This window comes from Paracidovorax konjaci (assembly GCF_900112675.1).
Lineage (GTDB): Bacteria > Pseudomonadota > Gammaproteobacteria > Burkholderiales > Burkholderiaceae_C > Paracidovorax > Paracidovorax konjaci.
The window spans coordinates 383,163-406,736 of sequence record NZ_FOMQ01000001.1 but is presented as its reverse complement, the minus strand read 5'-3'; the positions used below and the strand labels follow the sequence as shown (position 1 = coordinate 406,736).

21 protein-coding genes, 1 tRNA gene and 1 pseudogene are annotated in these 23,574 nt (G+C 67.7%); 3 read left to right on the top strand and 20 right to left on the bottom strand.

Annotated elements, in window-relative coordinates; translation table 11 throughout:
- Positions 1-9 precede the first annotated feature (9 nt).
- The 13 genes and pseudogenes from nuoF to BM144_RS01700 form a co-directional block, all read right to left on the bottom strand.
- Positions 10-1,368 (bottom strand): NADH-quinone oxidoreductase subunit NuoF, encoded by a 1,359-nt coding sequence (gene nuoF, locus BM144_RS01760; protein ID WP_092949187.1) that lies wholly within the window; start codon positions 1,366-1,368, stop codon positions 10-12.
- A complete protein-coding gene (nuoE, locus tag BM144_RS01755) occupies positions 1,365-1,916 on the bottom strand; it encodes an NADH-quinone oxidoreductase subunit NuoE (RefSeq protein WP_092949185.1) in 552 nt (183 codons plus the stop codon). Before nuoE ends, nuoF begins: the two co-directional genes overlap by 4 nt.
- A complete protein-coding gene (locus BM144_RS01750; protein WP_092949183.1) occupies positions 1,913-3,166 on the bottom strand; it encodes an NADH-quinone oxidoreductase subunit D in 1,254 nt (417 codons plus the stop codon). Before BM144_RS01750 ends, nuoE begins: the two co-directional genes overlap by 4 nt.
- 30 nt (positions 3,167-3,196) lie before the next feature.
- Positions 3,197-3,805: an NADH-quinone oxidoreductase subunit C gene (locus tag BM144_RS01745; protein WP_092949181.1), complete on the bottom strand. Its 609-nt coding sequence runs from the start codon at positions 3,803-3,805 to the stop codon at positions 3,197-3,199.
- Between the two features lie 10 nt (positions 3,806-3,815).
- Entirely contained in the window at positions 3,816-4,295 is a 480-nt protein-coding gene (locus BM144_RS01740) for a NuoB/complex I 20 kDa subunit family protein (protein ID WP_092949179.1), read from the bottom strand.
- 24 nt (positions 4,296-4,319) lie between these two features.
- On the bottom strand, positions 4,320-4,679 hold the full coding sequence (locus BM144_RS01735) for an NADH-quinone oxidoreductase subunit A (RefSeq protein ID WP_092949177.1): 360 nt from the start codon (positions 4,677-4,679) through the stop codon (positions 4,320-4,322).
- Between the two features lie 76 nt (positions 4,680-4,755).
- Positions 4,756-4,840: transfer RNA gene (locus BM144_RS01730), tRNA-Leu, on the bottom strand.
- A gap of 116 nt (positions 4,841-4,956) precedes the next feature.
- Complete coding sequence (gene secG / locus BM144_RS01725; protein ID WP_092949175.1) at positions 4,957-5,337, bottom strand: preprotein translocase subunit SecG; 381 nt, start codon at positions 5,335-5,337, stop codon at positions 4,957-4,959.
- Between the two features lie 36 nt (positions 5,338-5,373).
- A complete protein-coding gene (tpiA, locus tag BM144_RS01720; protein ID WP_092949173.1) occupies positions 5,374-6,120 on the bottom strand; it encodes a triose-phosphate isomerase in 747 nt (248 codons plus the stop codon).
- Positions 6,117-7,109, bottom strand: a complete 993-nt coding sequence (locus BM144_RS01715; protein WP_092949536.1) for an NAD(P)H-quinone oxidoreductase — start codon at positions 7,107-7,109, stop codon at positions 6,117-6,119. Before BM144_RS01715 ends, tpiA begins: the two co-directional genes overlap by 4 nt.
- A gap of 97 nt (positions 7,110-7,206) precedes the next feature.
- Entirely contained in the window at positions 7,207-9,456 is a 2,250-nt protein-coding gene (gene pnp, locus BM144_RS01710) for a polyribonucleotide nucleotidyltransferase (protein ID WP_092949534.1), read from the bottom strand.
- 212 nt (positions 9,457-9,668) lie between these two features.
- Positions 9,669-9,935, bottom strand: a complete 267-nt coding sequence (gene rpsO / locus BM144_RS01705) for a 30S ribosomal protein S15 (protein ID WP_019703748.1) — start codon at positions 9,933-9,935, stop codon at positions 9,669-9,671.
- Between the two features lie 127 nt (positions 9,936-10,062).
- Positions 10,063-11,235 (bottom strand): annotated as a pseudogene (locus BM144_RS01700) (pyridoxal phosphate-dependent aminotransferase).
- 105 nt (positions 11,236-11,340) lie between these two features.
- On the opposite strand from BM144_RS01700, the gene BM144_RS01695 reads away from it, so the two are divergent.
- Both BM144_RS01695 and BM144_RS01690 read left to right on the top strand, forming a co-directional pair.
- Positions 11,341-11,619 (top strand): hypothetical protein, encoded by a 279-nt coding sequence (locus tag BM144_RS01695; RefSeq protein WP_092949171.1) that lies wholly within the window; start codon positions 11,341-11,343, stop codon positions 11,617-11,619.
- A gap of 148 nt (positions 11,620-11,767) precedes the next feature.
- The gene (locus BM144_RS01690) at positions 11,768-13,615 is read left to right on the top strand and encodes a phospholipase D family protein (RefSeq protein ID WP_092949168.1); all 1,848 of its coding nucleotides are present in this window, start codon (positions 11,768-11,770) and stop codon (positions 13,613-13,615) included.
- Here BM144_RS01690 and BM144_RS01685 read toward each other — a convergent pair.
- Complete coding sequence (locus BM144_RS01685) at positions 13,575-14,618, bottom strand: tRNA dihydrouridine synthase (protein WP_092949166.1); 1,044 nt, start codon at positions 14,616-14,618, stop codon at positions 13,575-13,577. The genes BM144_RS01690 and BM144_RS01685 overlap by 41 nt on opposite strands.
- Before the next feature lie 227 nt (positions 14,619-14,845).
- On the opposite strand from BM144_RS01685, the gene BM144_RS01680 reads away from it, so the two are divergent.
- Positions 14,846-15,382 carry a hypothetical protein gene (locus BM144_RS01680; RefSeq protein WP_092949164.1) on the top strand — a complete coding sequence of 179 codons (537 nt, stop codon included), beginning with the start codon at positions 14,846-14,848 and terminating at the stop codon, positions 15,380-15,382.
- A gap of 47 nt (positions 15,383-15,429) precedes the next feature.
- Here the strand turns inward: BM144_RS01680 and BM144_RS01675 are convergent, their stop codons facing one another.
- The 6 genes from BM144_RS01675 to BM144_RS01650 all read right to left on the bottom strand — a co-directional run bounded on the left by BM144_RS01675 (position 15,430) and on the right by BM144_RS01650 (position 23,556).
- Complete coding sequence (locus BM144_RS01675) at positions 15,430-16,602, bottom strand: methyltransferase (protein ID WP_092949162.1); 1,173 nt, start codon at positions 16,600-16,602, stop codon at positions 15,430-15,432.
- A 71-nt stretch (positions 16,603-16,673) separates the two neighbouring features.
- Positions 16,674-17,207, bottom strand: coding sequence for a GNAT family N-acetyltransferase (locus tag BM144_RS01670; RefSeq protein WP_092949160.1), 534 nt, complete (start codon positions 17,205-17,207; stop codon positions 16,674-16,676).
- 219 nt (positions 17,208-17,426) lie between these two features.
- The gene (locus tag BM144_RS01665) at positions 17,427-18,863 is read right to left on the bottom strand and encodes a coniferyl aldehyde dehydrogenase (RefSeq protein WP_092949158.1); all 1,437 of its coding nucleotides are present in this window, start codon (positions 18,861-18,863) and stop codon (positions 17,427-17,429) included.
- 265 nt (positions 18,864-19,128) lie between these two features.
- Entirely contained in the window at positions 19,129-19,476 is a 348-nt protein-coding gene (locus BM144_RS01660; protein ID WP_092949156.1) for a hypothetical protein, read from the bottom strand.
- Between the two features lie 65 nt (positions 19,477-19,541).
- Positions 19,542-22,151, bottom strand: coding sequence for an ATP-dependent chaperone ClpB (gene clpB / locus BM144_RS01655; protein ID WP_092949154.1), 2,610 nt, complete (start codon positions 22,149-22,151; stop codon positions 19,542-19,544).
- Positions 22,152-22,416: 265 nt separating this feature from the next.
- The gene (locus BM144_RS01650) at positions 22,417-23,556 is read right to left on the bottom strand and encodes a peroxidase, FMP-type (RefSeq protein WP_092949152.1); all 1,140 of its coding nucleotides are present in this window, start codon (positions 23,554-23,556) and stop codon (positions 22,417-22,419) included.
- Between the last annotated feature and the right edge of the window lie 18 nt (positions 23,557-23,574).

Below are 23,574 nucleotides of genomic sequence, written 5' to 3'. Positions count from 1 at the left end.
TTCTCTCGATCAGGCGGAGGCCGGAGTCTGTGGGCTTGTCTTGTTGCGGATCAGCGCTTCGAATTCAGGACGGAAGTGCTTGATCATCGCGCGCACCGGCATGGCCGCCGCGTCGCCCAGGGCGCAGATGGTGCGTCCCTGGATGTTGTCCGCCACCGAATTGAGCAGGTCCAGATCGCCCTCGCGGCCCTGGCCGTGCTGGATGCGGTCGATCACGCGCCACATCCAGCCCGTGCCTTCGCGGCAGGGCGTGCACTGGCCGCAGGATTCGTGCGAATAGAAATAGGACAGCCGCAGAAGGCTTTCCACCATGCTGCGGGAATCGTCCATGACGATCACCGCGCCGGAGCCCAGCATCGATCCGGCCTTCGCGATGGAGTCGTAATCCATCGTGCATTCCATGATGACGGAGGCCGGCAGCACCGGGGCGGAAGAGCCGCCGGGAATCACGGCCTTGAGCTGGCGGCCCTTGCGCACGCCACCGGCCAGTTCGAGCAACTTGGCGAAGGGCGTGCCCATGGGCACTTCGTAGTTGCCGGGCTTTTCCACGTCGCCGGACACCGAGAAGATCTTGGTGCCGCCGTTGTTGGGCTTGCCGCAGGCCAGATAGGCTGCGCCTCCGTTGCGGATGATCCAGGGCACCGCCGCGAAGGTCTCGGTGTTGTTGATCGTCGTCGGCTTGCCATACAGGCCAAAGCTCGCCGGGAACGGCGGCTTGAAGCGGGGCTGGCCCTTCTTGCCTTCCAGCGATTCCAGCAATGCCGTTTCTTCGCCGCAGATGTAGGCACCGAAGCCATGGGCCGCATGGAGCTGGAAGCTGAAGCTGCTGCCCAGGATGCCGTTGCCGAGATAGCCGGCAGCGCGCGCTTCTTCCAGCGCGGCTTCGAATCGGTCGTAGGTCTGGAAGATCTCGCCGTGGATGTAGTTGTAGCCGACCGAGATGCCCATCGCGAAGGCCGCGATGATCATGCCTTCGATGACGATGTGCGGGTTGAACTGCAGGATGTCGCGGTCCTTGCAGGTGCCCGGCTCGCCCTCGTCGGAATTGCAGACGAGGTACTTCTGCCCGGGGAACGAGCGGGGCATGAAGCTCCACTTCAGGCCGGTGGGGAAGCCAGCGCCGCCCCGTCCACGCAGTCCGGACTCCTTGACCGTGGCGATGACCTGGTCCTGCGTCAGCGGCTCGCCGCCGTCGGCGCCAAGGATCTTGCGCAGGGCCTGGTAACCGCCGCGCGCCTCGTAGTCCTTGATGCTCCAGTTCGTGCCGTCGAGGCCGGCATAGATCTGCGGCTCGATGTGGCGGTCGTGGAAACAGGTCTGGACACCCGTGGCCTGGAACTGCGAAAGAATCTGCGCTGCGGTGGTCATGCCTGTCCCTCCACGCGCGGAGCGGCAGCGCCCTCGGCCTGGCGCAACCCGTCCACGAGCTGGTCGAGCTTTTCGTTGTCCATGAAGCTGCACATGGTGCGGTCGTTGACCAGCATCACCGGCGAATCGGCACAGGCGCCCAGGCACTCGCACTGCTGCAGGGTGAACAGGCCGTCGGGCGTGGTTTCACCCATGGAAATGCCAAGCTTTTTCTCGAGGTGGTGCAGGGCCTTCTGACCATCGCGCAGCTGGCACGGCAGGTTGGTGCACACGTTCAGCTTGTACTTGCCCAGCGGCTGCTGGTTGTACATGTTGTAGAAGGTCGTGACTTCATGCACGGCGATCTGCGGCATGCCAAGGACCTCGGCAATCACGGCTTCGCTCTGCGTGCTGACCCAGCCCTGCTCCTGCTGGACGATGGCCAGGCAGGCCATCACCGCAGACTGCTTCTGCTCCGGCGGGTACTTGGCCACTTCGCGTGCAAAGCGAGCCAGGGTCGCTTCGGTCACCGGCGCAACGCCGGTGGTTTGGTTCGCTTCGGTACTCATCGGTCAATCTCTCCGAACACGATGTCCATCGTGCCAATGATGGCCACGGCATCGGCGATCATGTGCCCGCGCGCCATTTCGTCGAGGGTCGCCAGATGGGCGAATCCCGGTGCGCGGATCTTGAGGCGGTACGGCTTGTTGGCGCCGTCGCTCACGAGGTAGATGCCGAACTCGCCCTTGGGGTGTTCCACGGCCGCATAGGCCTCTCCCGCAGGAACGCGGAAGCCTTCGGTGAAGAGCTTGAAATGGTGGATCAGCTCCTCCATGTTCGACTTCATGGACTCGCGGGACGGTGGTGCCACCTTGTGGTTGTCGGTGATCACCGGACCGGGGTTGGCCTTGAGCCAGTCCACGCACTGTTTGATGATGCGATTGGACTGGCGCATTTCCTGCACGCGCACCAGGTAGCGGTCGTAGCAGTCGCCGGTCTTGCCGACCGGGATGTCGAACTCCATGCGGTCATAGACATCGTAGGGCTGCGTCTTGCGCAGGTCCCACGCGATGCCGGATCCGCGCAGCATGGGCCCTGTCATGCCCAGATTCAGGGCGCGCTCGGACGTGACCACGCCAATGTCGACGGTCCGCTGCTTCCAGATGCGGTTCTCGGTGAGCAGCGTCTCGTACTCGTCCACGCACTTGGGGAAGCGCTGCGTGAAATCGTCGATGAAGTCCAGCAGCGAACCTTGCCGGTTCTGGTTCAAGACCTCGATCGCCTTGCCGTTGCGGACCTTGCTCGCCTTGTACTGGGGCATCGCATCGGGCAGGTCGCGGTACACGCCACCGGGGCGGAAGTACGCGGCGTGCATGCGCGCGCCAGAGACGGCCTCGTACATGTCGAAGAGGTCTTCGCGCTCCCGGAACGTGTAGATGAGGATGGTGGAGCTGCCGCAATCGTTTCCGTGCGAACCCAGCCACATGAGGTGGTTCAGCAAACGGGTGATTTCGGAGAACATCACGCGGATGTACTGCGCACGCAGCGGCACGTCCAGGCCGAGCAGCTTCTCGATGGCCAGGCAGTACGCGTGCTCGTTGCACATCATCGACACATAGTCCAGCCGGTCCATGTAGGGCAGCGACTGGATGAAGGTCTTGTGCTCCGCGAGCTTCTCGGTAGCGCGGTGCAGCAGCCCAATGTGGGGATCGGCGCGCTGCACGACTTCACCGTCGAGCTCCAGCACCAGCCGCAGCACCCCGTGCGCGGCCGGATGCTGCGGACCAAAGTTCAGGGAATAGTTCTTGATTTCAGCCATCGTGGGTCACCAGAAAGCGCAGGGCGCGCTTCAGTGCAGGCCTCCGTACTTGTCTTCGCGGATGATGCGGGGCGTGATCTCGCGCGGCTCGATAGAGACCGGCTCGTACACCACGCGGCGCTGTTCGGCGTCGTACCGCATCTCGACATGGCCGGAGAGCGGGAAATCCTTGCGGAACGGATAACCGATGAAACCGTAATCCGTGAGAATGCGGCGCAGATCGGGATGCCCATCGAAAACGATGCCATACAGATCGAAGGCCTCGCGCTCGTACCAACTGGCCGAGTTCCAGATGTCGGACACCGAAGGCACGACCGGAAAGTCGTCGTCAGGGCAGAACACGCGCACGCGCACGCGCTGGTTGAGGCTCACCGACAGCAGATGGGACACCACGGCGTAGCGCGGACCCTCCGTGCCCACGTCGCCATAGGTGGAGTAATCGAGACCGCAAAGATCGACCAGTTGCTCGAACTGGCAACCCGGCGCATCGCGGAGCAACTGCATCGCGGCAAGGTAATCGCCCACGGCAACGGAAACCGTCAATTCGTCGAGCGCGAGCGTGATGCTGCGCGCCTTGTCGCCGAGCACAGCGGCAACCGCATCCCGCAACGCCTCGGGTCGAATGGCAATGGCTGTCATGCTGAACCCTTCAGACGCGGGCGATGGTGTTGGTACGGCGGATCTTCTGCTGGAGCTGGATGATCCCGTAGATGAGTGCCTCGGCAGTGGGCGGGCAGCCCGGCACATACACATCCACCGGAACGATCCGATCGCAGCCGCGCACGACGGAATAGCTGTAGTGGTAGTAACCGCCGCCATTGGCACAGGAACCCATGGAAATGACCCACCGCGGCTCCGACATCTGGTCGTACACCTTGCGCAGGGCCGGTGCCATCTTGTTGCACAGCGTGCCGGCAACGATCATCAGATCGGACTGCCGCGGGCTCGCGCGGAAGACTTCGGCGCCGAAACGCCCGATGTCATAGCGTGCGGCGGCGGCATGCATCATCTCGACCGCACAGCAGGCCAGACCGAAGGTCATGGGCCACAGCGATCCGGTCTTGGCCCAATTCACCACGGAGTCATAGCTCGTGGTGATGAACCCTTCCTTCATCACGCCTTCAATCATCGTGTCGTTCCTTATGAGGCCAGGTCATTCCCAATCCAGGGCACCCTTTTTCCACTCGTAGGCGAAGCCCACGACCAGGATGGCCAGGAAGACGATGACGGCAACGAAACCGGTCACCCCCACTTCGTGCAGCGAGACCGCCCACGGAAACAGGAATGCGATTTCCAGATCGAAAAGAATGAAAAGGATGGCGACGAGGTAATAGCGCACATCGAACTTCATGCGCGCGTCCTCGAACGCCTCGAACCCGCATTCGTAGGGGGAATTCTTTGCCGCGTCCGGGCGATTGGGACCCAGGACGTAGCCCAGGACCAGCGGCACCACCCCCACTCCGATGCCGACCAGGATGAACAGAAGAACGGGGAGGTATTGATCGAGGTTCATCTGGAGGAGTACTCACCGCTGGGGCCGCACCCGTGCTCCTGGATCGAGGAGCGCCCGGGCGGGCTTGCTTGTGTGTTGGTGCCGTCGGCGAGACTCGAACTCGCACAGCTTTCGCCACTACCCCCTCAAGATAGCGTGTCTACCAATTTCACCACGACGGCTGATGTCTACATCTGGATGGCATGAGGAACCCGAAGGGTTATTTGGCTTTCCAGACAATCCCGGATTCTACTCCGTAAAAACCCGACTCCTTGAAATCGGTTGGTTTTCGTAAAAATTATTTCGTCGGGATCTGTGCGGCGCCCGATGCAGGCACGGCAGGCGCCGGTGCCGGCACAGCCGAGGCAGAGGCCGGCGCGACCGGTTGCACCGCAGGTGCCGCAGCAGGGGTTTCCAGCACGCTTCCCACACCTGCAGGGCGTGCATTGCCGAAATAGGCCAGCGCCAGCGTGGCCACGAAGAAGATCGCGGCCAGGACCGCAGTGGTGCGCGACAGGAAGTTGGCACTGCCACTGGCACCGAACAGGCTGCCCGAACTGCCGCTGCCGAAGGCGGCTCCCATGTCGGCCCCCTTGCCATGCTGGATCAGGATGAGACCGATCATCACCAGCGCGGCCAGCATCTGCACAGCCAGGATCACATTCACAAGCACATTCATTCTTCGTTACTCCGGTTGAATTGCGCGGCGGCCCTGTCAGGCCGCTGCAGCGATGATCTTCAAAAAGTCCTGGGCCTTGAGCGAGGCACCGCCCACCAGCCCGCCATCGATGTCGGGTTGCGACAGCAAGGCCGCAGCATTGCCGGCGTTCATGCTGCCGCCATACAGCAGGCGGATCCGATCGGCATGTTCGGTCGCGGCGAGCAACTGCGCGCGCAGGACGGCATGCACCTGCTGCGCCTGCTCGGGGGTGGCCGTATGGCCGGTACCGATGGCCCATACGGGCTCGTAGGCGACGACGATCTCGCTGATGCAATGGCCATTCACATGGATCACCGCCGCCAGCTGGCGCTTCACTACGGCCTCGGTCTGGCCGGCCTCGCGCTCCGCCAGCGTTTCGCCGACACAGACCACGGGGGTCAGGCCGGCCGACAGCGCGCGCTGCGCCTTGGCGGCGACAGCCGCATCGGTCTCGCCATGGTATTGACGGCGCTCGGAGTGCCCCACCAGGGCATACCGCACACCGAATTCCTGCAGCATCGCTGCGGAAATCTCCCCTGTGTAAGCCCCCGCTTCATGCTGGGAGACGTCCTGCGCGCCCAGTGCGATGGCCGATCCTTCCAGCAGGGCCTGGACCTGCGCCAGATACAGCGCCGGAACGGCCACGGCCACTTCGCAGGACAGGCCCTCGCCCATGCCGCTGCGCAGCGCCTCCACGAGCGACGCGTTGGCGGCCAGGCCGCCATTCATCTTCCAATTACCCGCGATGAGTTTCTTTTTCATGCTGTCCACGTCAAAACGATCTTCCCGGCGTGCTGGCTCGATTCCATCAGCGCATGGGCGCGGGCAGCCTCCGCCGCCGGAAAGGTGCTGTGCACCACCGGCCGCACCGTGCGCGCCGCCAACAGCGGCCAGACCTGCTCGCGCAGGGCCAGGGCAATAGCGCCCTTGAACTCGACCGAACGCGGACGCAGCGTCGAGCCCGTCACCGTGAGCCGGCGGCGCAGCACCAGACCTGCATTGAAGGACGACTGGATGCCGCCCTGCACCGCGATGATCACGAGCCTGCCATCTTCCGCCAGGCACTCTACTTCGCGCGCCACATAGTCGCCCGCCACCATGTCGAGCACCACATCGACCCCCTTGCCCGCCGTGATGCGTTGCACCTCCGCGGCGAAATCGTGGGTCTTGTAGTTGATGGCGTGGTGCGCGCCCAGATCGAGACAGGTCCGGCACTTGTCCTCGGACCCGGCGGTCACGATCACCGTGGCTCCGAAAGCACGGCCGAGCTGGATGGCCGTGACACCGATGCCGCTGCTGCCGCCCTGCACCAGCAGGGTCTCTCCCGCTTTGAGGCGCCCGCGGTCGAAGACATTGCTCCACACCGTGAAAAACGTCTCGGGAAGCGAGGCCGCCTCCACATCGGTCCATCCCTCCGGCACGGGAAGGCACTGCGCCACCGGAGCAACGCACCACTGCGCATAGCCGCCTCCGGCCACCAGGGCACACACGCGATCGCCGCGCTGCAACCCAGCCGCCGCCAGCGCCTGCGCATCACCGTCCTCGATGACGCCGGCAACCTCCAGCCCGGGCAGGTCCGACGTGCCCGCCGGGGCGGCGTAGTGCCCCTTGCGCTGCAGCACATCGGGCCGATTGATGCCGCTGGCCGCCACGCGGATCAGCAACTCTCCCGCGCCATGCCGGGGCATGGGGCGTTCGGCAAGGCGCAGCACTTCGGGACCGCCGAAGCCGGCGATTTCCACGGCACGCATGGTGGTCGCCATACAGGACTCCATGGGGATAAGAGATTTCAAAATGCCAGCCCGCGCATGCCGGGCCGGCTGCCATCACAGGGGCGACGGAGAGCCGTCAGGCATCCATCTGGCCCGGCTGGTCGCCGGAGGCCACGGATTGCTGCTGCTGTTGCTGCGAGTCGGAGCCGCTGTAGTCGCGGCGTTCACGGCGCTCGCCGCGCTCCGAACGCTCGCCGCGCTCGGCAGGCGCAGGACGTCCGCTGTCGCCTGCGGGGCGGTCCAGCAAAGCCTTCAAGGACAGCTTGACGCGGCCCTTTTCGTCCGTCTCGAGCACCTTGACCTTCACGATCTGGCCTTCGCTCAGGTAATCGGTCACGCGCTCGACACGCTCGTGGGCGATCTGGCTGATGTGCAGCAGGCCGTCCTTGCCGGGCAGCAGGTTGATCAGCGCGCCGAAGTCCAGGATCTTGACCACGGGGCCTTCGTACACCTTGCCGATTTCGACCTCGGCCGTGATCTGCTCGATGCGGCGCTTGGCCTCGTCGGCCTTCGCACTGTCGGTGGAGGCGATGGTGATCGTGCCGTCTTCGTCGATGTTGATCTGCGTGCCGGTTTCTTCCGTCAGCGCGCGGATCACCGCGCCGCCCTTGCCGATCACGTCGCGGATCTTCTCGGGGTTGATCTTCATCGTGTAGAGCTTGGGCGCGAAGCTGGAGACCTCGGTCTTGGCCTCGCCCATCGCTTCCTGCATCTTGCCGAGGATGTGCAGGCGCGCTTCTTTGGCCTGGGCCAGGGCGACCTGCATGATTTCCTTGGTGATGCCCTGGATCTTGATGTCCATCTGCAGCGCCGTGATGCCGGCCGTGGTGCCGGCCACCTTGAAGTCCATGTCGCCCAGGTGGTCCTCATCGCCCAGGATGTCGGTCAGCACGGCGAAGCGGTTGTCTTCCTTGATCAGGCCCATGGCGATGCCGGCCACGTGGGCCTTCATCGGCACGCCGGCGTCCATCATCGACAGGCAGCCGCCGCAGACGGACGCCATCGAGGACGAGCCGTTGGATTCGGTGATCTCGGACACCACGCGGATCGTGTAGGGGAACTCTTCCTTGGTCGGCAGCACGGCGACCAGCGCGCGCTTGGCCAGGCGGCCGTGGCCCACTTCACGGCGCTTGGTGGAGCCCATGCGGCCCACTTCGCCGGTGGCGAAGGGAGGCATGTTGTAGTGGAACATGAAGCGGTCTTCGAACTCGCCGGCCAGCGCGTCGATGCGCTGCGCGTCGCGCTCGGTGCCCAGCGTGGAGACCACCAGCGCCTGGGTCTCGCCACGCGTGAACAGCGCGGAGCCGTGCGTGCGGGGCAGCACGGAGTTGCGGATCTCGATGGGGCGGACGGTGCGCGTGTCACGGCCGTCGATGCGGGGCTCGCCAGCCAGGATCTGGCTGCGCACGATCTTGGCTTCGATGTCGAACAGCAGGCCTTCGACCTTCACGGCATCGAATTCGACGCCTTCGGCCTTCAGCGATGCGAGCACGGAAGCGGTGGCTTCGCGCAGGGCGTGCGTGCGGGCCTGCTTGCTGCGGATCTGGTAGGCGGCGCGCAGCTTCTCTTCGGCCAGTTGCGAGACCTTGGCGATGAAGGGTTCGTCCTTGGCCGGCGCTTGCCAGTCCCACACGGGCTTGCCCGCGTCGCGCACCAGTTCATGGATGGCGTTGATGGCGATCTTGCCCTGCTCGTGGCCGAACACCACGGCGCCCAGCATCACGTCTTCGGGCAGTTGCTGCGCTTCGGATTCGACCATCAGCACGGCGGCTTCGGTGCCGGCGACGACCAGGTCCATCTGCGAATTCTTGCGCAGGGTCTGGCCCGGGTTCAGCACATATTCACCGTTGATGTAGCCCACGCGCGCGGCGCCGATGGGGCCGTTGAACGGGATGCCGGAGATCGACAGTGCGGCGCTCACGGCGATCATGGCGGCGATGTCGGCATCCACTTCGGGGTTCAGCGACACGGTGTGGATGACCACATGGACGTCGTTGTAGAAACCTTCCGGGAACAGCGGACGGATCGGGCGGTCGATCAGGCGGCTGGTCAGCGTTTCGAGTTCGCTGGGCTTGGCTTCGCGCTTGAAGAAGCTGCCGGGGATCTTGCCTGCGGCATACGTCTTCTCGATGTAGTCGACGGTCAGCGGGAAGAAATCCTGGCCGGCCTTGGCGACCTTGGAGCCCACGACGGTGGCCAGCACCACCGTGTCGTCGATGTTGACCAGTACGGCGCCGGACGCCTGGCGGGCGATTTCGCCGGTTTCCATGACGACGGTCTTGTCGCCCCATTGGAAGGACTTGGTCACTTTGTTGAAGATGGTCATGTTGACTCCGTTGCTTCGGTGGATGGGGCTGGCCACGCAGGCCAGCGGGGGGCGGAGGCAAGTCAGAACACGATGCCATTCCAGTGGCCCTGCGCCCTGTGCGATGCCCAGGGCCATTGGAATGACACAGCTTCGATCTGCTATGCGTCTCCGAAGTAGAAACGCCTGAGCTAGCCGTTTGCTAACCCAGGCGTTTCAGCATGCGAATGCGATTACTTGCGCAGGCCGAGCTTGGCGATCAGGGCCGTGTAGCGGTCGGCGTCCTTGGCCTTCAGGTAGTCCAGCAGCTTGCGGCGGCGGCTCACCATGCGCAGCAGGCCGCGGCGACCGTGGTGGTCCTTGGCGTGCTGCTTGAAGTGGGGGGTCAGTTCGTTGATGCGGGCGGTGAGCAGGGCCACCTGGACTTCCGGGCTGCCGGTGTCGTTGGCGGCGCGGGCGTTGTCTTTGATGACTTCGGCCTTGATGGAGGATGCGATCATTGGTTTTTCCTTGAGTGTCGGGGCCGGCAGGACCGGCGCGTTGCGCGGAAGGCAGCCCCTGGTTTTACTTGCGCCGCAGGCTGGAACGGCCGGCGGCGTGCGTCTTGCACCGTGCAAAACCCGAGGATTATAACCCGCCGGCCCTTTCGAGCCATTTCCGCAGCCGCCGCGCGCCTTCCGCGAGCCGCTCGGGGTCCTTCGAGGCGAAGCACCAGCGCAGCCAGCCCTGTCCCTGCGGCCCGAAAGCGTCGCCCGGCGCGAGCCCCAGGCCGGCCTCGGCCACCAGCCGCTTGGCGGTGGCCAGCGCATCCCCATGCCCATCCAGCCGGAAAAAGGCATACATGCCGCCCTTCGCGGGATGGGCCAGCACCCCCGGTAAGGCCTGCAGCAGCGGCAGCAGCGTGTCGCGGCAGGTGCGCAGATGGCGGGTGACGTGCGGGGTAATCTCGCCTTCGTGCTGCAGCGCCGCGATGCCGGCGCGCTGCGTGAACACGCTGATGCAGGAGGTGTTGAACTCGATCAGCTTGCCCATGTGGGACGTCAGCGAGGGCGGCAGCACGAGCCAGCCCAGCCGCCAGCCGGTCATCAGGAAGCTCTTGGAGAAGCTCTGCACCACCACGAGGCGGTCTTCAGGCTCCGCCAGGTCGAGAAAGCTCGGCGCGCAGCCGAGGGGCGTGGGTTCGTAGTAGAGCCGCTCGTACACCTCGTCGGCCAGGATCCAGGTGCCCGTGGCGCGGCAGTGGTCGAGGATCTCCCGCTGCTCCTCGGCCGACAGAGTCCAGCCGGTGGGGTTGTTGGGGGCATTCACCACCAGCAGGCGCGTGGCGGGGGTCACGGCGGTCTTGAGCGCGCCCATGTCGAGCGTCTAGGCCCCATCGTCACCCGGGGCCAGCGGCACGGTGCGCAGGCGCGCGCTCAGGATCTGCGGCTGCGCGGTGAGGTTGGGCCATACCGGCGCGACCGCCACCACTTCGTCCCCGGGGTCCACCAGTGCCTGCACGGCCAGCATCAGGGCATTCACCCCTCCGGAGGTGACGGCGATGCGCCCGGCATCGACCGCTCCCCCGTGCAGCCGCGCCGTGTAGGCCGCGATTTCCTCGCGCAGCGCCGGCAGGCCGAGGTTGTGCGAGTAGAACGTTTCACCCGCACGCAGGGAGGCGATGGCCGCCTCGCTCACCACCTGCGGGGTGGTCTCGTCGCTTTCGCCGAACCAGAAAGGCAGGACATCGGCACGGCCCATGCCGGCATTGGCGACTTCACGGATCTTGGACTCTTCGAGGGTGGCGAGGGTGTGGCGCATGGCGGTGGAAGGTTGCGGGCAATCGGTGAGGGCAAAGGGATGGACGGATGCAGTCGCGGATTCTCGGGCGCGGGCGGGTACATTGCGCAGCGGGAGGACACCTGCATGCAAAGAACGAACCACGCCCGTACCGCCGCGGCCATCCTGGCCGTCGCCCTGCTGGGGGCCGCAGCGGCGGCCACGGCGGCCACGCCAGCCAATACGGCCCCGGCCGACGAGAAGAGCGCCAAGGCCCCGCCGAAACCCAAACGGGCTTCGACCAAGGTCCGCAACGGCCCGCCCAACCACTCGGGCGAAACCACGGCCGAGCGCGACCGCCGACTGTACCGGGAATGCCAGGGCCTTCCCAATGCCGGCGCCTGCCTGGGCTATACCCGGCGCTGACGACTTCCCGCCCTCCGCTCGGAGCCGCCAGCACCCGCTTCGGGTGGGCGGGTGCCTTTCGGCTTCGCCACCGGCGCGTTGTCCGACAACTCGGCCGCAGGCGCTGCGATATATCTCAGGCACCCCGCATTCCTCGCACCGCTAACCCATGCCCGACGGCCTCGCTCCCCTCTTCCGTTCCCCTGCCGCTGTCGGACGCTGGTGCGCCGCACTGGCCATCGTGCTCTCGACGGTCGCGTGTTCGGGGCTTCCGCAGAATGTGGAGCGGCCGGAGTCGCATGCCCTGCCCGCATCGGCGGACACCACGCTCTCCCGCATGGCGCAGGAGCAGCGGCAGGCCGCCAGCGGCCGCCACGCCTCGGGCTTCGTTCTGCTGAGCGGGCCGCAGGACGCCTACGGCAGCCGGCTGGCGCTGGTGGAAGCCGCCCAGAAGACGCTGGACCTGCAGTACTACGCCATCCACGCGGATGCGAGCACCGAGCGGTTGCTGCGCGGCGTGGTGGGCGCGGCGCAGCGGGGTGTGCGGGTGCGCGTGCTGCTGGACGATTTCCACAGCACCGGGCGCAACGCGCTGGTCATGGGCCTCGCGTTCCAGCCGAACATCGAGATGCGCATGTTCAACCCCGTGGCGGGCCCGCGGGGCTCGATGGTGGGGCGGCTCTGGGGATCGCTCACCGATTTCTCGCGCGTGCAGCAGCGGATGCACAACAAGCTGTTCATCGCGGACAACGCGATGGGCGTGACGGGCGGGCGCAATCTCGGCGATGCCTATTTCGGCCAGGCCGATTCCGGCAATTTCGTGGACCTCGATGTCCTGGCGGCCGGCCCGATCGTGGCGGAAATGTCGCGCAGCTTCGATGCCTACTGGAACAACCCGCGTGCCTACCCGGTGCAGTCGCTCATCACGCGCGAGGAACTCTCACGCCTGCGGGACCAGACACGGGGCCGCTACGACGCGCAGCGCGCCGAAGGCGACCGCGACGCGCCGCCGGCATCCGCCGCGCGCGGCGAACGCCCGGCAGCGGGCACGGGCGGCAGCGGCGGCCCCAGGCCCCCGGACGGCGAGCCCCGCCCCGGCCCCGACCAGCCCACGGCCGAGCAGCGCGCGCGGGTCTGGAACGAGCGGCCGATGGACCTGCGCGCCGCACGCTTCGTGTGGGCGCCGGCCGTCATGCTGGTGGACCGGCCCGCCAAGATCCCGGCCGAGGGCGAGCCGTCCAGCCCCCGCACTTCCACGCCCGGCGCCGGGCTGCAGGTGCACGGGCCGCAGGGCCCGGTGGCCCCGGCACAGGCCCCGGCGGCCGACGGTGCCGGCACAGCCTCGCTGCAGGCATCCGCCGCGCACGCGGCCGAGGGCGAGACCGTCGTGGACGGCGTGCTGCAACTGCTCGGCCAGGCACGCCAGAACCTGCTCATCATCTCGCCCTACTTCGTGCCCGGCGACGACATGAAGCGCGCTTTCGCCGATGCGCGCGCGCGCGGCGTGCGGGTGCGGGTGCTGACCAATTCGCTGGCCTCCAACGATGCGCCGGTGGCGCACGTGGGCTACGCCCGCCACCGCGAGGAACTGCTGGCGATGGGGATCGAACTGTATGAAATGCGCAGCGAGCAGGCGGGCGTGAAATCCGCCTTCGGCAGCTCGGGCGCAGGCGCCACGGGGCCTTCGCGCGCGATGCTGCACTCCAAGGTGGTCGTGGTGGACGGGCGGCTGATCGCCATCGGCTCGATGAACCTGGACCTGCGCTCGCAATTGCAGAACACCGAGATCGCCTTGCTGATCCAGAGCCGCACGCTGTCCCGCACCGCCTCGGAGCAGATCGAGGCCGCCATGCGCGACGTGTCCTGGCGCGTGGAGCGGGCGCAGGACGGCACGCTCGTGTGGCGCGCGCCCGAAGGCAGCGGGCTCGAGGACGCCACCACCGAGCCCGATGCAGGCCTGGGCCTGCGCATGCTGCTCAAGCTGCTGGGCCCGCTGGCGCCGGACCACCTGCTGTAGCCACCGCGGCGGCCGGCGCGCCGGCCTGCTGCGCGGCGATCCAGGCGGTGATGGCGCGCTGGTCGGTCATCGTGCGCACGTGCTGGTACGCGGCCTCGGCCTCCGCAAACCGCCGGCGCAGCAGATTCAGCCATTGCTTGAGCCGCCCGGCGCGCTGGCGCGGCTCCAGGTCGTCGCACACGGTGCGCCAGAAGACGGCCAGTTGCGGCAACAGCGCCTCCCAGGCCAGGGCCGGCGCTTGCGGCCGGCCCGCATCGGCCGCACGGATCGCCAGCGCGAGCCCGGGGTCGGCCACGATGCCGCGGCCCAGCATGAGCGCATCGCCGCCCGACTGCGCGCGGCAGCGCTGGGCATCGGCCACCGTCCAGATCTCTCCGTTGGCGACGATGGGGATGCGCACGGCCGAACGCAGCGGCGCGATCAGCTCCCAGTAGGCCGGCGGGCGGTAGCCATCGGCTTTGGTGCGGGCGTGCACGACCAGCTCGCAGGCGCCGCCGGCCTCCGCCGCCTGCGCGCATTCGCGGGCCAGGGAGGTGTCGGCATACCCCAGCCGCATCTTGGCGGACACGGGCACCCGGGGCGGCACGGCGCGGCGCACGGCAGCGACCACCTGGGCGATGCGCTCGGGCTCGCGCAGCAAGGCCGCGCCGCCGCCGTGGCGGTTCACCACCTTGGCCGGGCAGCCGAAATTCAGGTCGATGCCCTCGGGGCCCAGGGCCGCCAGCCGCGCCGCGTTCTCGGCCATGCTCACGGGGTCGGAGCCCAGCAGCTGCGCGCGCACCGGCACGCCCGCCAGGGTGCGACCGCCGTTGCGCAGCTCGGGGATGTACCGCAGGAAGACTTTGTCGAGCAGCAGCGTGTCGGTGATGCGGATGAACTCGGACACGCAGCGGTCCACGCCGCCCACGCGCGTGAGCACATCGCGCAGGACGAAATCCAGCAACCCCTCCATCGGGGCGAGCAACAGCAGCGGCGCAGGGGTCAAGGGGGATGGCGGAATCATCGGCAGAGCGGGCTGGGGCACGGGGACACTCCGGCAGACATCAGGCACAAAAACACCTTCATGCCGCCGTATTCATTGAATAGTTTGCTATTAAATATATAGCAATTGATAGCCTTGCAAGGGGGTTGCGGGCGGAGACCGCACCGCCCCGTCATCGGGGCGTCATCGGAGGGCGCTGCAATCGGGGCTTCGATTGTCGCCAAACGCCTGCATTTTTCTGTCGTCCCATGCTGCTCTTGAAAACCGACAAGGCCCGCCTGGAACTCTCACCGGGCGTGCGCACCCTCAGCCTGCGCGAACGCTCGCTGCTGCTGCTGGCCGACGGCCGGCCCGCCGCCGAACTGGAGGCGCTCTACCACGGCGCCGGCAAAGACATCGTGTCCAAGCTGCTGGCCGAGGGATACCTGGCCCATGCCGGCGCCACCGCCCCCGCACCGGAAGCGCCGAAGGCCCACGCAGCCGCCGCGGCGACGCACGCTCACCCGGCCAGCGGGGCGGCGGCGCTGCCTCCCGCGCCATCGCATGCGCTGCGGTCGCTCGCCGGCACCCGCATGTACCTCTTCGACATCTGCGAGCGCATGTTCGCGCGGCGCAATCCCGCGCTGGCCCACAACTTCCTGGAAGCCCTGCGCGGCGCGCGCGACCGCGACAGCATGCTGGACGTGAGCGAGGCGCTGCTGGAAGAGATCGAGCTGCTGGCCGGCCCCGAGCGCGCCGCGACCGTGCGGGAGCGCATGGAACAGTTGCTGCCGACACCGGCGTGAACCCCTCCTGCCCGGCCGCCGCGGCAGACCGCCGTGCAGACCGCCGCTCAGCCGGCGGCCGCGAGCCGCCAGAGCGACGTCGTCTCGGCCGCGCGGGCGGCGTGCAGCGGGTCGGTCGCATCGGCCGCCTTCGCGTGGCGCGGGCGGGTGTCCTGGCGGCCCAGCACGCGCAGGCCGGCGCCTTCGATCCATTCGAGCAACTGGGCACGCGAGCGCAACCCCAGGTGCTCGGCCAGATCGGACAGGATCAGCCAGCCTTCGCCGCCGGCCTCCAGGTGCGCGGCCAATCCCGCGAGGAAGCCGCGCAGCATGCGGCTGTCCTCGTCGTAGACGGCCCGCTCGATGGGCGATGCCGCCCGCGCCGGCACCCAGGGCGGGTTGCACAGCACGAGGGGCGCGCGCCCTTCGGGGAACAGATCGGCCTGCACCACCTCCACGCGGGGCTGCGCGCCCAGGCGCTGCAGGTTTTCGCGCGCGCAGGCCAGGGCCCGCGGGTCCTGGTCGGTGGCGACCACGCGCCGCACGCCGCGCCGCGCCAGCACGGCCGCGAGCACGCCCGTGCCCGTGCCGATGTCGAACGCCAGGGCCTGCGCGCCCGCAGGCAGCGGCGCCTGCGCGACGAGGTCCACGTATTCGCCGCGCACCGGCGAGAAGACGCCGTAGTGCGGATGGATGCGGTTGCCCGGCGGCGCGCCGAGCGCCGGCACCTCCACGCCCTTCTTGCGCCACTCGTGCGCGCCCACGATGCCTAGCAGTTCGCGCAGCGACACGGCGCTGGCCGTGCCGTCCGGCACGCCCCAGGCCTCGGCCAGCGCTGCGCGCCAGTCGGGCGCACGGCGCAGCGCGATGGTGTGGTCGCCCTCCACGGGGATGAGCAGCGCGCCGAGCACGCGGGCCCGCTGGGCCTGGGCCTGGCGGTGCAGGTGGAAGGCCTGGGCGGGCTCGGGCGCCGGCTGCGCGGCCGCGGCCTTCCCCTTGCCGCGGGCGCCACCGCGCGGGCGGCCCCGGCCATCGGCTCGGCGCATCAGCGCCTGCAGCAGGTGGCGCGCGTTCTGGAAGTCTCCGCGCCACAGCAGCGCGGTGCCTTCGCAGGCCAAGCGGTAGGCCGCATCGGCGGCCAGCGTGTCATCGGCCGTCACCACGCGGCGCGGCACGGCAGCACCGGCTTCGGAACGCCAGTGCGCGCTGCGGGTCTCGCCGTCGTGGCTCCAGTGGATCATGTGCCGGGGTGCGGGAAGGGTGGCGTGGGAAGGAACGAAGGAAAAAGAAAAAGCCAGGGGATGCGCGGCGTTCAGTTGATCGGGCGCTGCAGCCGCACTTCCTCGATCTTCACGCCGCCGATCACGGCGGTCTTGGCGGTGGACATCTCGCGCTTGAAGCCCGCGAGTTCATGGAAGCGCAGCGCGCGCTCGTTGCGCATCGGCACCCAGGCCGTGACATTGGTGCAGCCTTCCTGCTGCAGGCCTTCGCGCGCGGCGTCCCAGAGGGCCACGCCGACGCCCTGGTCCCAGTGGGTGGGGGCCGCGTAGATGGCCCAGATTTCGCCGGTGGTGGGGCGCGACTTGGCATCGCGCGAACGGTCGAAGCCGACGAAACCGACGATCTTGTCGCCTTCCAGGGCGACTTGCACCTGGGGCTCGCAGTACTCGATGGCTTCGCGCCAGTAGGCCTGGCGCTTGTCGACCGAAGACATGGCTTTCAATTGGTCATCGGGGACCAGGCCGCGGTAGGCCTCCATTGCGGATTGCGTGTGGATCTGGGCAATGGCTTTGGCATCGCGGAGCGTGGCGGGACGAACCTGAATACTGGCCTGGATACTGGACATTGGAAACGAACGAACTGAAAAAATTGGGGGAAGGGAGCGGAACGCAAAACCCGCGATTGTCGCGCAATTGCTTTTTGACCTCCAGACCGCGTGCCGGGAACCCCGCGCGCGCAGGGTGCTTGACAGGCCTTTGACAGAGGCAAACGGTGCATCAACCCGCAGCGGCACAGGGCATGGCGAAACGTCGCAAGGCGGTGCTTTCCCGGGGGCCGGAGCGGATCAGAGCCAGCGCCGCAGCAGGCCCATGACGCGGTCGAAACGCGCGCCGTAGGGCGGATGCAGCAGGTGGCCGAGCGACCAGCGCGATTGCACGAACACCGGCTTCTGGTGGCAGAACCGCAGGAACCCGTGCTCCCCGTGGTACGCCCCCCAGCCGCTGTCGCCCACGCCGCCGAACGGCAGGTTGTCGTGCGCGACGTGCAGCAGCGTGTCGTTGACGGTGACGCCGCCGCTCACGGTGCGGCGCAGCACATCGTCGCGCGCGGCCTCGCTGCGGCCGAACCAGTAGAGCGCGAGCGGGCGCGGGCCGGAGTTGATGTGGTCGATGGCGTCCTGCAGGCGCTCGTAGCCGAGCACCGGCAGCACCGGGCCGAAGATCTCCTCCTGCATGAGCTGCATGTGCATGGTGGCGTTGAACACCAGCACCGGCGGCATCTGCCGCGCCACGCCGTCGCCGATGCCCTGCGGAGGCGGTGGCGGCGAGCCCGGCACGGGGTCGAGCACGTGCACGTCGGCGCCCTGCGTCTGGGCCTGCTGCAGCATGGTGCGCAGCCGCGCGAGGTGGCGCGAATGGATGATCGAGGCGTAGTCGGGGTTGCCCTCGAAGTACGGGAACAGCTTCGCCACGGCCGCGCGGTAGGCCTCGGCGAACGCGACCTCGCTGCCGCGCGGCAGCAGCACGTAGTCGGGCGCCACGCAGGTCTGCCCGGCATTGAAGAGCTTGCCGTGCGCGATGCGCAGCGCGGCCTCCTGCAGGTCGCAGTCCGCATCGATGATGCAGGGCGACTTACCGCCCAGCTCCAGCGTGGTGGGCGTGAGGTTGGCCGCGGCCGCCTGCGCCACCTTGCGGCCCACCGCGGTGGAGCCCGTGAAGACGAGGTGATCGAAGGGCAGCGACGCCACGAGCGCCGCCGTGGCGGCATCGCCGGTCACCACGCAGAACTCGTCGGGCGAGAAGAACTGCGACACCAGCGCCGCAAGCTGGGCCGCGGTGTGCGGGGTCAGTTCGCTGGGCTTGAGCATCACGCGGTTGCCGGCGGCCAGCGCGCAGATGGCGGGCCCGAGGGCGAGCTGCACGGGGTAGTTCCAGGGTGCGATCACGCCCACCACGCCCAGCGGCTGGCGCTGCACCCAGGCATGCGCGGGCTGCAGGTGCAGCGGCGTCATCGCGCGGCGCGGCTTCGCCCAGCGCGCGAGGTGCCGCAGCGTGTGCGCCACCTGGGTGCGCAGCAGGAGCAGGTCGGCCACCTCGGTGAGGCGCGGGGAGCGGATGCCGAAATCGGCCTGCACGGCGGCCGCGAGGGCGGGGCCATGCTCGTCGAGCAGCTTGCGCATGCGCAGCAGGCGTTCCCGCCGGACCAGCAGGGGCGTCTCGGGTTGTTCCCGGCTGGCCTGCCGCTGGATTTCGAAATGGCGGCGGATGTCGTCTGGCGTCATGCGGCAATCATAGGGAGGGGTCTCGAAACGCCATGTAAACCGGTGTCTCCAAAGGCCCGGGGCCGGGCACGGCCTGCGGGGGGCGATGCGGGCCGGCGACCGGCCTGCCGCGCGGTGCCTTCCGCCCGGGAAAGCCGGTCTGCCAGAGGCCGCGAAGCGCCGCCGTGCGGGCCCGACCGGGCAGCCGCGCAGGGGCGACACCGGGGCGGCGCGGATGCGGATCGGTAGCGGATGTTGCACGCGGGAGCCCCGAGGCCCCCACGTTTCACACCTTGCCGGGCAGATCGCGCGGCTGCACGTCCACGACTTCGCCGCGTGCGCCGGGCAGCTCGGCCGAGCGCCGGATGCCGTGCTCGGCTGGCTGGCCCCGCGATGCCGCGGCCGACCAGCGCGCCGTGCTACGGTACACCGTGCTCCAGCCGTTGCGCGGGTCCATGCGCATCGCCCAGGGAGTGACGGGCTGGCCCGTGAGCCGCGCCCAGACCGAACGCACGCCCCAGACCGTGGCCAGCAGGGCCACCGCCACCAGCAGGCACAGGAAAAACACCGCGCCCACGGCCACCACGGCGAGGCGCACGATCCACCGGATCACACCGGCCAGGAAATCATTCAAAGCACATCCTTTGCGTCAGTGGCAGGGGCGCCGCATGCGCGGCGCCCCTGCCGGGATTGCCAAAGTTACCCCACCGGGGCCGCCTCGCCAAAGTGGAAGACCCCAGGGTCCTGTACGGGATCCACGTTGACCGGGATCACGCTCTTGGGCGGAAAGCGGCCTTCCAGCAGCAGTTTCGAGAGCGGGTTCTCGATGCGCTGCTGGATCGCGCGCTTGAGCGGCCGCGCGCCGAAGACGGGATCGAACCCCACTTTCGCCAGCTCGGAAAGCGCCGTGGGCGAGACCTGCAGGTGCAGGTCCATCTTCGCCAGCCGCGCTTCCAGCAGTTGCAACTGGATACGTGCGATCGCCTCGATGTTCTGCGCGTCGAGCGCGTGGAACACCACCGTCTCGTCGATGCGGTTCAGGAATTCGGGTCGGAAATGGTTCTTGAGTTCCCCCCAGACCGCTTCCTTGATGTCGTCCGCGTCCTGGCCGACCATCGCCTGGATGAGGTGCGAGCCGATGTTGCTGGTCATCACGATCACCGTGTTCTTGAAGTCCACGGTACGCCCCTGGCCATCGGTGAGCCGGCCATCATCGAGCACCTGCAGCAGCACGTTGAACACGTCCGGGTGCGCCTTCTCGACCTCGTCGAGCAGCAGCACGCTGTAGGGCTTGCGGCGCACGGCCTCGGTCAGGTAGCCGCCCTCCTCGTAGCCCACGTAGCCGGGCGGCGCGCCGATCAGGCGGGCCACGGAGTGCTTCTCCATGAACTCGCTCATGTCGATGCGCACGAGGTGGTCCTCGCTGTCGAACAGGAAGCCCGCCAGCGCCTTGCACAGCTCGGTCTTGCCCACGCCCGTGGGGCCGAGGAACAGGAACGAGCCCATGGGCCGGTTCGGATCGGACAGGCCCGAGCGCGAGCGGCGGATGGCGTTGGCCACGGCCGCGATGGCCTCTTCCTGGCCCACCACGCGTTCGTGCAGCTTGCCTTCCATCTGCAGGAGCTTGTCCTTCTCGCCCTGCATCATCTTGGCGACGGGAATGCCCGTGGCGCGGCTCACCACTTCGGCGATTTCCTCCGCGCCCACCTGCGTGCGCAGCAGGCGGTTGGGCGTGGCGGCGCCGTCGGTGCCCTCTTCCTTGGCCTGCGCTTCCTTCAACTGGCGCTCCAGCTCGGGCAGGCGGCCGTACTGCAGCTCGGCCACCTTGTTGAAGTCGCCCTTGCGCTTCAGGTCCTCGATCTGCAGCTTCACTTTCTCGACCTGCTCGCGCACCTGCTGGCTGCCCTGGGCCTGCGCCTTCTCGGCGGTCCAGATGTCTTCCAGGTCGGCGATTTCCTTGCGCAGTCGCTCGATCTCCTCTTCGAGCAGCGACAGCCGCTTCTGCGAGGCCTCGTCCTTTTCCTTCCTGACCGCCTCGCGCTCGATCTGCAGCTGGATCAGCCGGCGGTCGAGCTTGTCGATGGCCTCGGGCTTGGAGTCGATCTCGATCTTGATCTTGGCCGCAGCCTCGTCGATGAGGTCGATCGCCTTGTCGGGCAGGAAGCGGTCGGTGATGTAGCGGTTGGACAGCTCGGCCGCGGCCACGATCGCCGGGTCGGTGATCTCCACGCCGTGGTGCAGCTCGTAGCGCTCCTGCAGGCCGCGCAGGATGGCGATGGTGGCCTCCACGCTGGGCTCGCCCACGAGGATCTTCTGGAAGCGCCGCTCCAGCGCCGCGTCCTTCTCGATGTACTTGCGGTACTCGTCGAGCGTGGTGGCGCCCACGCAGTGCAGCTCGCCGCGCGCGAGCGCCGGCTTGAGCATGTTGCCCGCATCCATCGCGCCCTCGGCCTTGCCCGCGCCCACCATGGTGTGCAGCTCGTCGATGAAGACGATGGTCTGGCCCTCGTCCTTGGCCAGCTCATTCAGCACGGCCTTGAGGCGCTCTTCGAACTCGCCGCGGTATTTGGCGCCCGCGAGCAGCGCGGCCATGTCGAGCGACAGCACGCGCTTGCCCTTCAGGCTCTCGGGCACCTCGCCGGCCACGATGCGCTGGGCCAGGCCTTCCACGATGGCGGTCTTGCCCACGCCGGGCTCGCCGATCAGCACCGGGTTGTTCTTGCTGCGGCGCTGCAGCACCTGGATCGCGCGGCGGATCTCGTCGTCGCGGCCGATCACCGGGTCGAGCTTGCCGGCGCGGGCGCGCTCGGTGAGGTCGAGCGTGTACTTCTTGAGCGCCTCGCGCTGGCCCTCGGCCTCCGGGCTGTCGACCGAGGCGCCGCCGCGCACCGCATCGATGGCGGCTTCGAGGCTCTTGCGCGTGAAGCCGTGCTCGCGCGCCAGCTGGGCGGTATCGCCCTTGCCGTCGACGAGCGCGAGCAGGAACAGCTCGCCCGCGATGAACTGGTCGCCGCGCTTGATCGCTTCCTTCTCGGTCGCCTGCAGCAGCCGGCCCAGCTCGGGGCCGACCTGCACCTGGTCCTGGCCCTGCACCTGGGGCAGGCGCTTGATGGCGTTCTCGGCCGCGGTCTGCAGGCCGGACACGTTGGCGCCGGCGCGCTGCAGCAGCGCGCGCGGGCCGCCTTCCTGGCGCAGCATGGCCGCGAGCAGGTGCACGGGCTCGATGTAGGCGTTGTCGTTGCCCAGCGCGAGCGATTGCGCATCGCCGAGGGCTTCCTGGAACTTGGTGGTGAGTTTGTCGAGACGCATGGTCTGTGGTCCTCCGAATTGACGCGTAGTTGAGGCGCGACGGCGGAGATTTCAAGCCACCCGCGCCACGGATGCGCAGGGCCACAGCACCGATGCCGACGCGAGCCGCACCGGCATTTGCTCCTAAAAATATAGCAAACTATCGAATGGATCCGGCGGCATGGAGGCGAAATGCCCGAGATCCGCGCCGGCACGATCGGAGACGTGCCCCGCGGCGCCCTCCTCCACCTCCCGCGGTTGCCGCCTCCCGGCGCCGGGGCCGATCTCAGAACTTCCGGAAGGAGAAGTTCTTGTGGACTTCCGTTTCCACGCGGTCCACCGGCTTCCTGCGCAAGGTGTTGATCTGGATGTGCGGCCAGCGGGTGGTCTTGCCGTCGGAGCCGAACATGAACTCGAAGAAGATGATCTGGCGGTACTGGAGCTGCTGGATTTCCTGCCCGTCCTCGACCACCGTTTCGATCCACAGGCTGAAGTTGACTTCCGCGACATTCACGAAATGCTTCACGAAGGGGGTGTTCAGAATGCCGCCCTGCGGGCCTCCGTCGTGCCGGGTGGACAGCTCGATCAGCGTGTAGCCCGTGACGTTCTGGCCTTGGAGGGCGTCGCGCAGGCGCAGGTCGGGCCGCACCGAATAGGGGTAGTGTTCGTCGGCCAGGATCCGCTGGGTATAGGTGAGGTTGCTGTCGGGTTCGGTCACGGGAAGCGACTTGTCGTGCACCCAGGCCGGCGCCGGCGCGTCGAGGTCGATCGGGTTGCCGGGAGTGGCGCCCGCCGACCCCATGCTGGGCGAGATCGCGAGGAACGGGGGCTGCCATGCGGCGGTGCCGCGGGGAAACGCGGGCGCCCCCTGGCCGACCACGAAATCGCCGGTCAGCAGGATGGCGCTGCCGTGGGGGATGGTGCCGCTGCGCGCGATGGAGTACGGCGGCACGAAATTGGGGCCGCTCGCACCGATGCCGATCCCTGGAAATCCGTTGTCTTCCAGCACCGACTGCTCGTCGGCCGGATGGTTGTACATCTGGTTGGACCAGAGGTACATCCCGTCTTCCCGGTGGATGCCTGCTCCGTCGCTCACGCGCTGGATGCTCTGGTTGTAGACCACCGCTCCGACGAATTGCTCGTTGGTCCCGCCGCGGTTGCGGACACCGCCATCCACCAGACTGAAGGTCAACTCTTCCGTGTAGTCCTCGCACAGGAAATGGAAGATGCCGAAGATCGTTTCCGAATTGGTGCCGGGGGACGGCATGCACGTGGTGTGCAACCCCCAGCCGGTGCGGTTGTTGTCCGGGTTGTGGTTGACCCAGGTGCCTTCGAGCTGCTTCAACACACCGTAATCGGCAGGTTGTGCCAGCACCGCCTCGGTGTAGGGAGGATAGGGTGGCTGGGGTGTCGTGGGGATCGTCATTTTTGAATCTCCTTGGGA

Coding starts and splice junctions, on each gene's coding strand:
- nuoF (WP_092949187.1), bottom strand. CDS start 1,368: ATGACCACCGCAGCGCAGATTCTTTCGCAGTTCCAGGCCACGGGTGTC.
- nuoE (WP_092949185.1), bottom strand. CDS start 1,916: ATGAGTACCGAAGCGAACCAAACCACCGGCGTTGCGCCGGTGACCGAA.
- BM144_RS01750 (WP_092949183.1), bottom strand. CDS start 3,166: ATGGCTGAAATCAAGAACTATTCCCTGAACTTTGGTCCGCAGCATCCG.
- BM144_RS01745 (WP_092949181.1), bottom strand. CDS start 3,805: ATGACAGCCATTGCCATTCGACCCGAGGCGTTGCGGGATGCGGTTGCC.
- BM144_RS01740 (WP_092949179.1), bottom strand. CDS start 4,295: ATGATTGAAGGCGTGATGAAGGAAGGGTTCATCACCACGAGCTATGAC.
- BM144_RS01735 (WP_092949177.1), bottom strand. CDS start 4,679: ATGAACCTCGATCAATACCTCCCCGTTCTTCTGTTCATCCTGGTCGGC.
- secG (WP_092949175.1), bottom strand. CDS start 5,337: ATGAATGTGCTTGTGAATGTGATCCTGGCTGTGCAGATGCTGGCCGCG.
- tpiA (WP_092949173.1), bottom strand. CDS start 6,120: ATGAAAAAGAAACTCATCGCGGGTAATTGGAAGATGAATGGCGGCCTG.
- BM144_RS01715 (WP_092949536.1), bottom strand. CDS start 7,109: ATGCGTGCCGTGGAAATCGCCGGCTTCGGCGGTCCCGAAGTGCTGCGC.
- pnp (WP_092949534.1), bottom strand. CDS start 9,456: ATGACCATCTTCAACAAAGTGACCAAGTCCTTCCAATGGGGCGACAAG.
- rpsO (WP_019703748.1), bottom strand. CDS start 9,935: ATGATCGCATCCTCCATCAAGGCCGAAGTCATCAAAGACAACGCCCGC.
- BM144_RS01695 (WP_092949171.1), top strand. CDS start 11,341: ATGCAAAGAACGAACCACGCCCGTACCGCCGCGGCCATCCTGGCCGTC.
- BM144_RS01690 (WP_092949168.1), top strand. CDS start 11,768: ATGCCCGACGGCCTCGCTCCCCTCTTCCGTTCCCCTGCCGCTGTCGGA.
- BM144_RS01685 (WP_092949166.1), bottom strand. CDS start 14,618: ATGATTCCGCCATCCCCCTTGACCCCTGCGCCGCTGCTGTTGCTCGCC.
- BM144_RS01680 (WP_092949164.1), top strand. CDS start 14,846: ATGCTGCTCTTGAAAACCGACAAGGCCCGCCTGGAACTCTCACCGGGC.
- BM144_RS01675 (WP_092949162.1), bottom strand. CDS start 16,602: ATGATCCACTGGAGCCACGACGGCGAGACCCGCAGCGCGCACTGGCGT.
- BM144_RS01670 (WP_092949160.1), bottom strand. CDS start 17,207: ATGTCCAGTATCCAGGCCAGTATTCAGGTTCGTCCCGCCACGCTCCGC.
- BM144_RS01665 (WP_092949158.1), bottom strand. CDS start 18,863: ATGACGCCAGACGACATCCGCCGCCATTTCGAAATCCAGCGGCAGGCC.
- clpB (WP_092949154.1), bottom strand. CDS start 22,151: ATGCGTCTCGACAAACTCACCACCAAGTTCCAGGAAGCCCTCGGCGAT.
- BM144_RS01650 (WP_092949152.1), bottom strand. CDS start 23,556: ATGACGATCCCCACGACACCCCAGCCACCCTATCCTCCCTACACCGAG.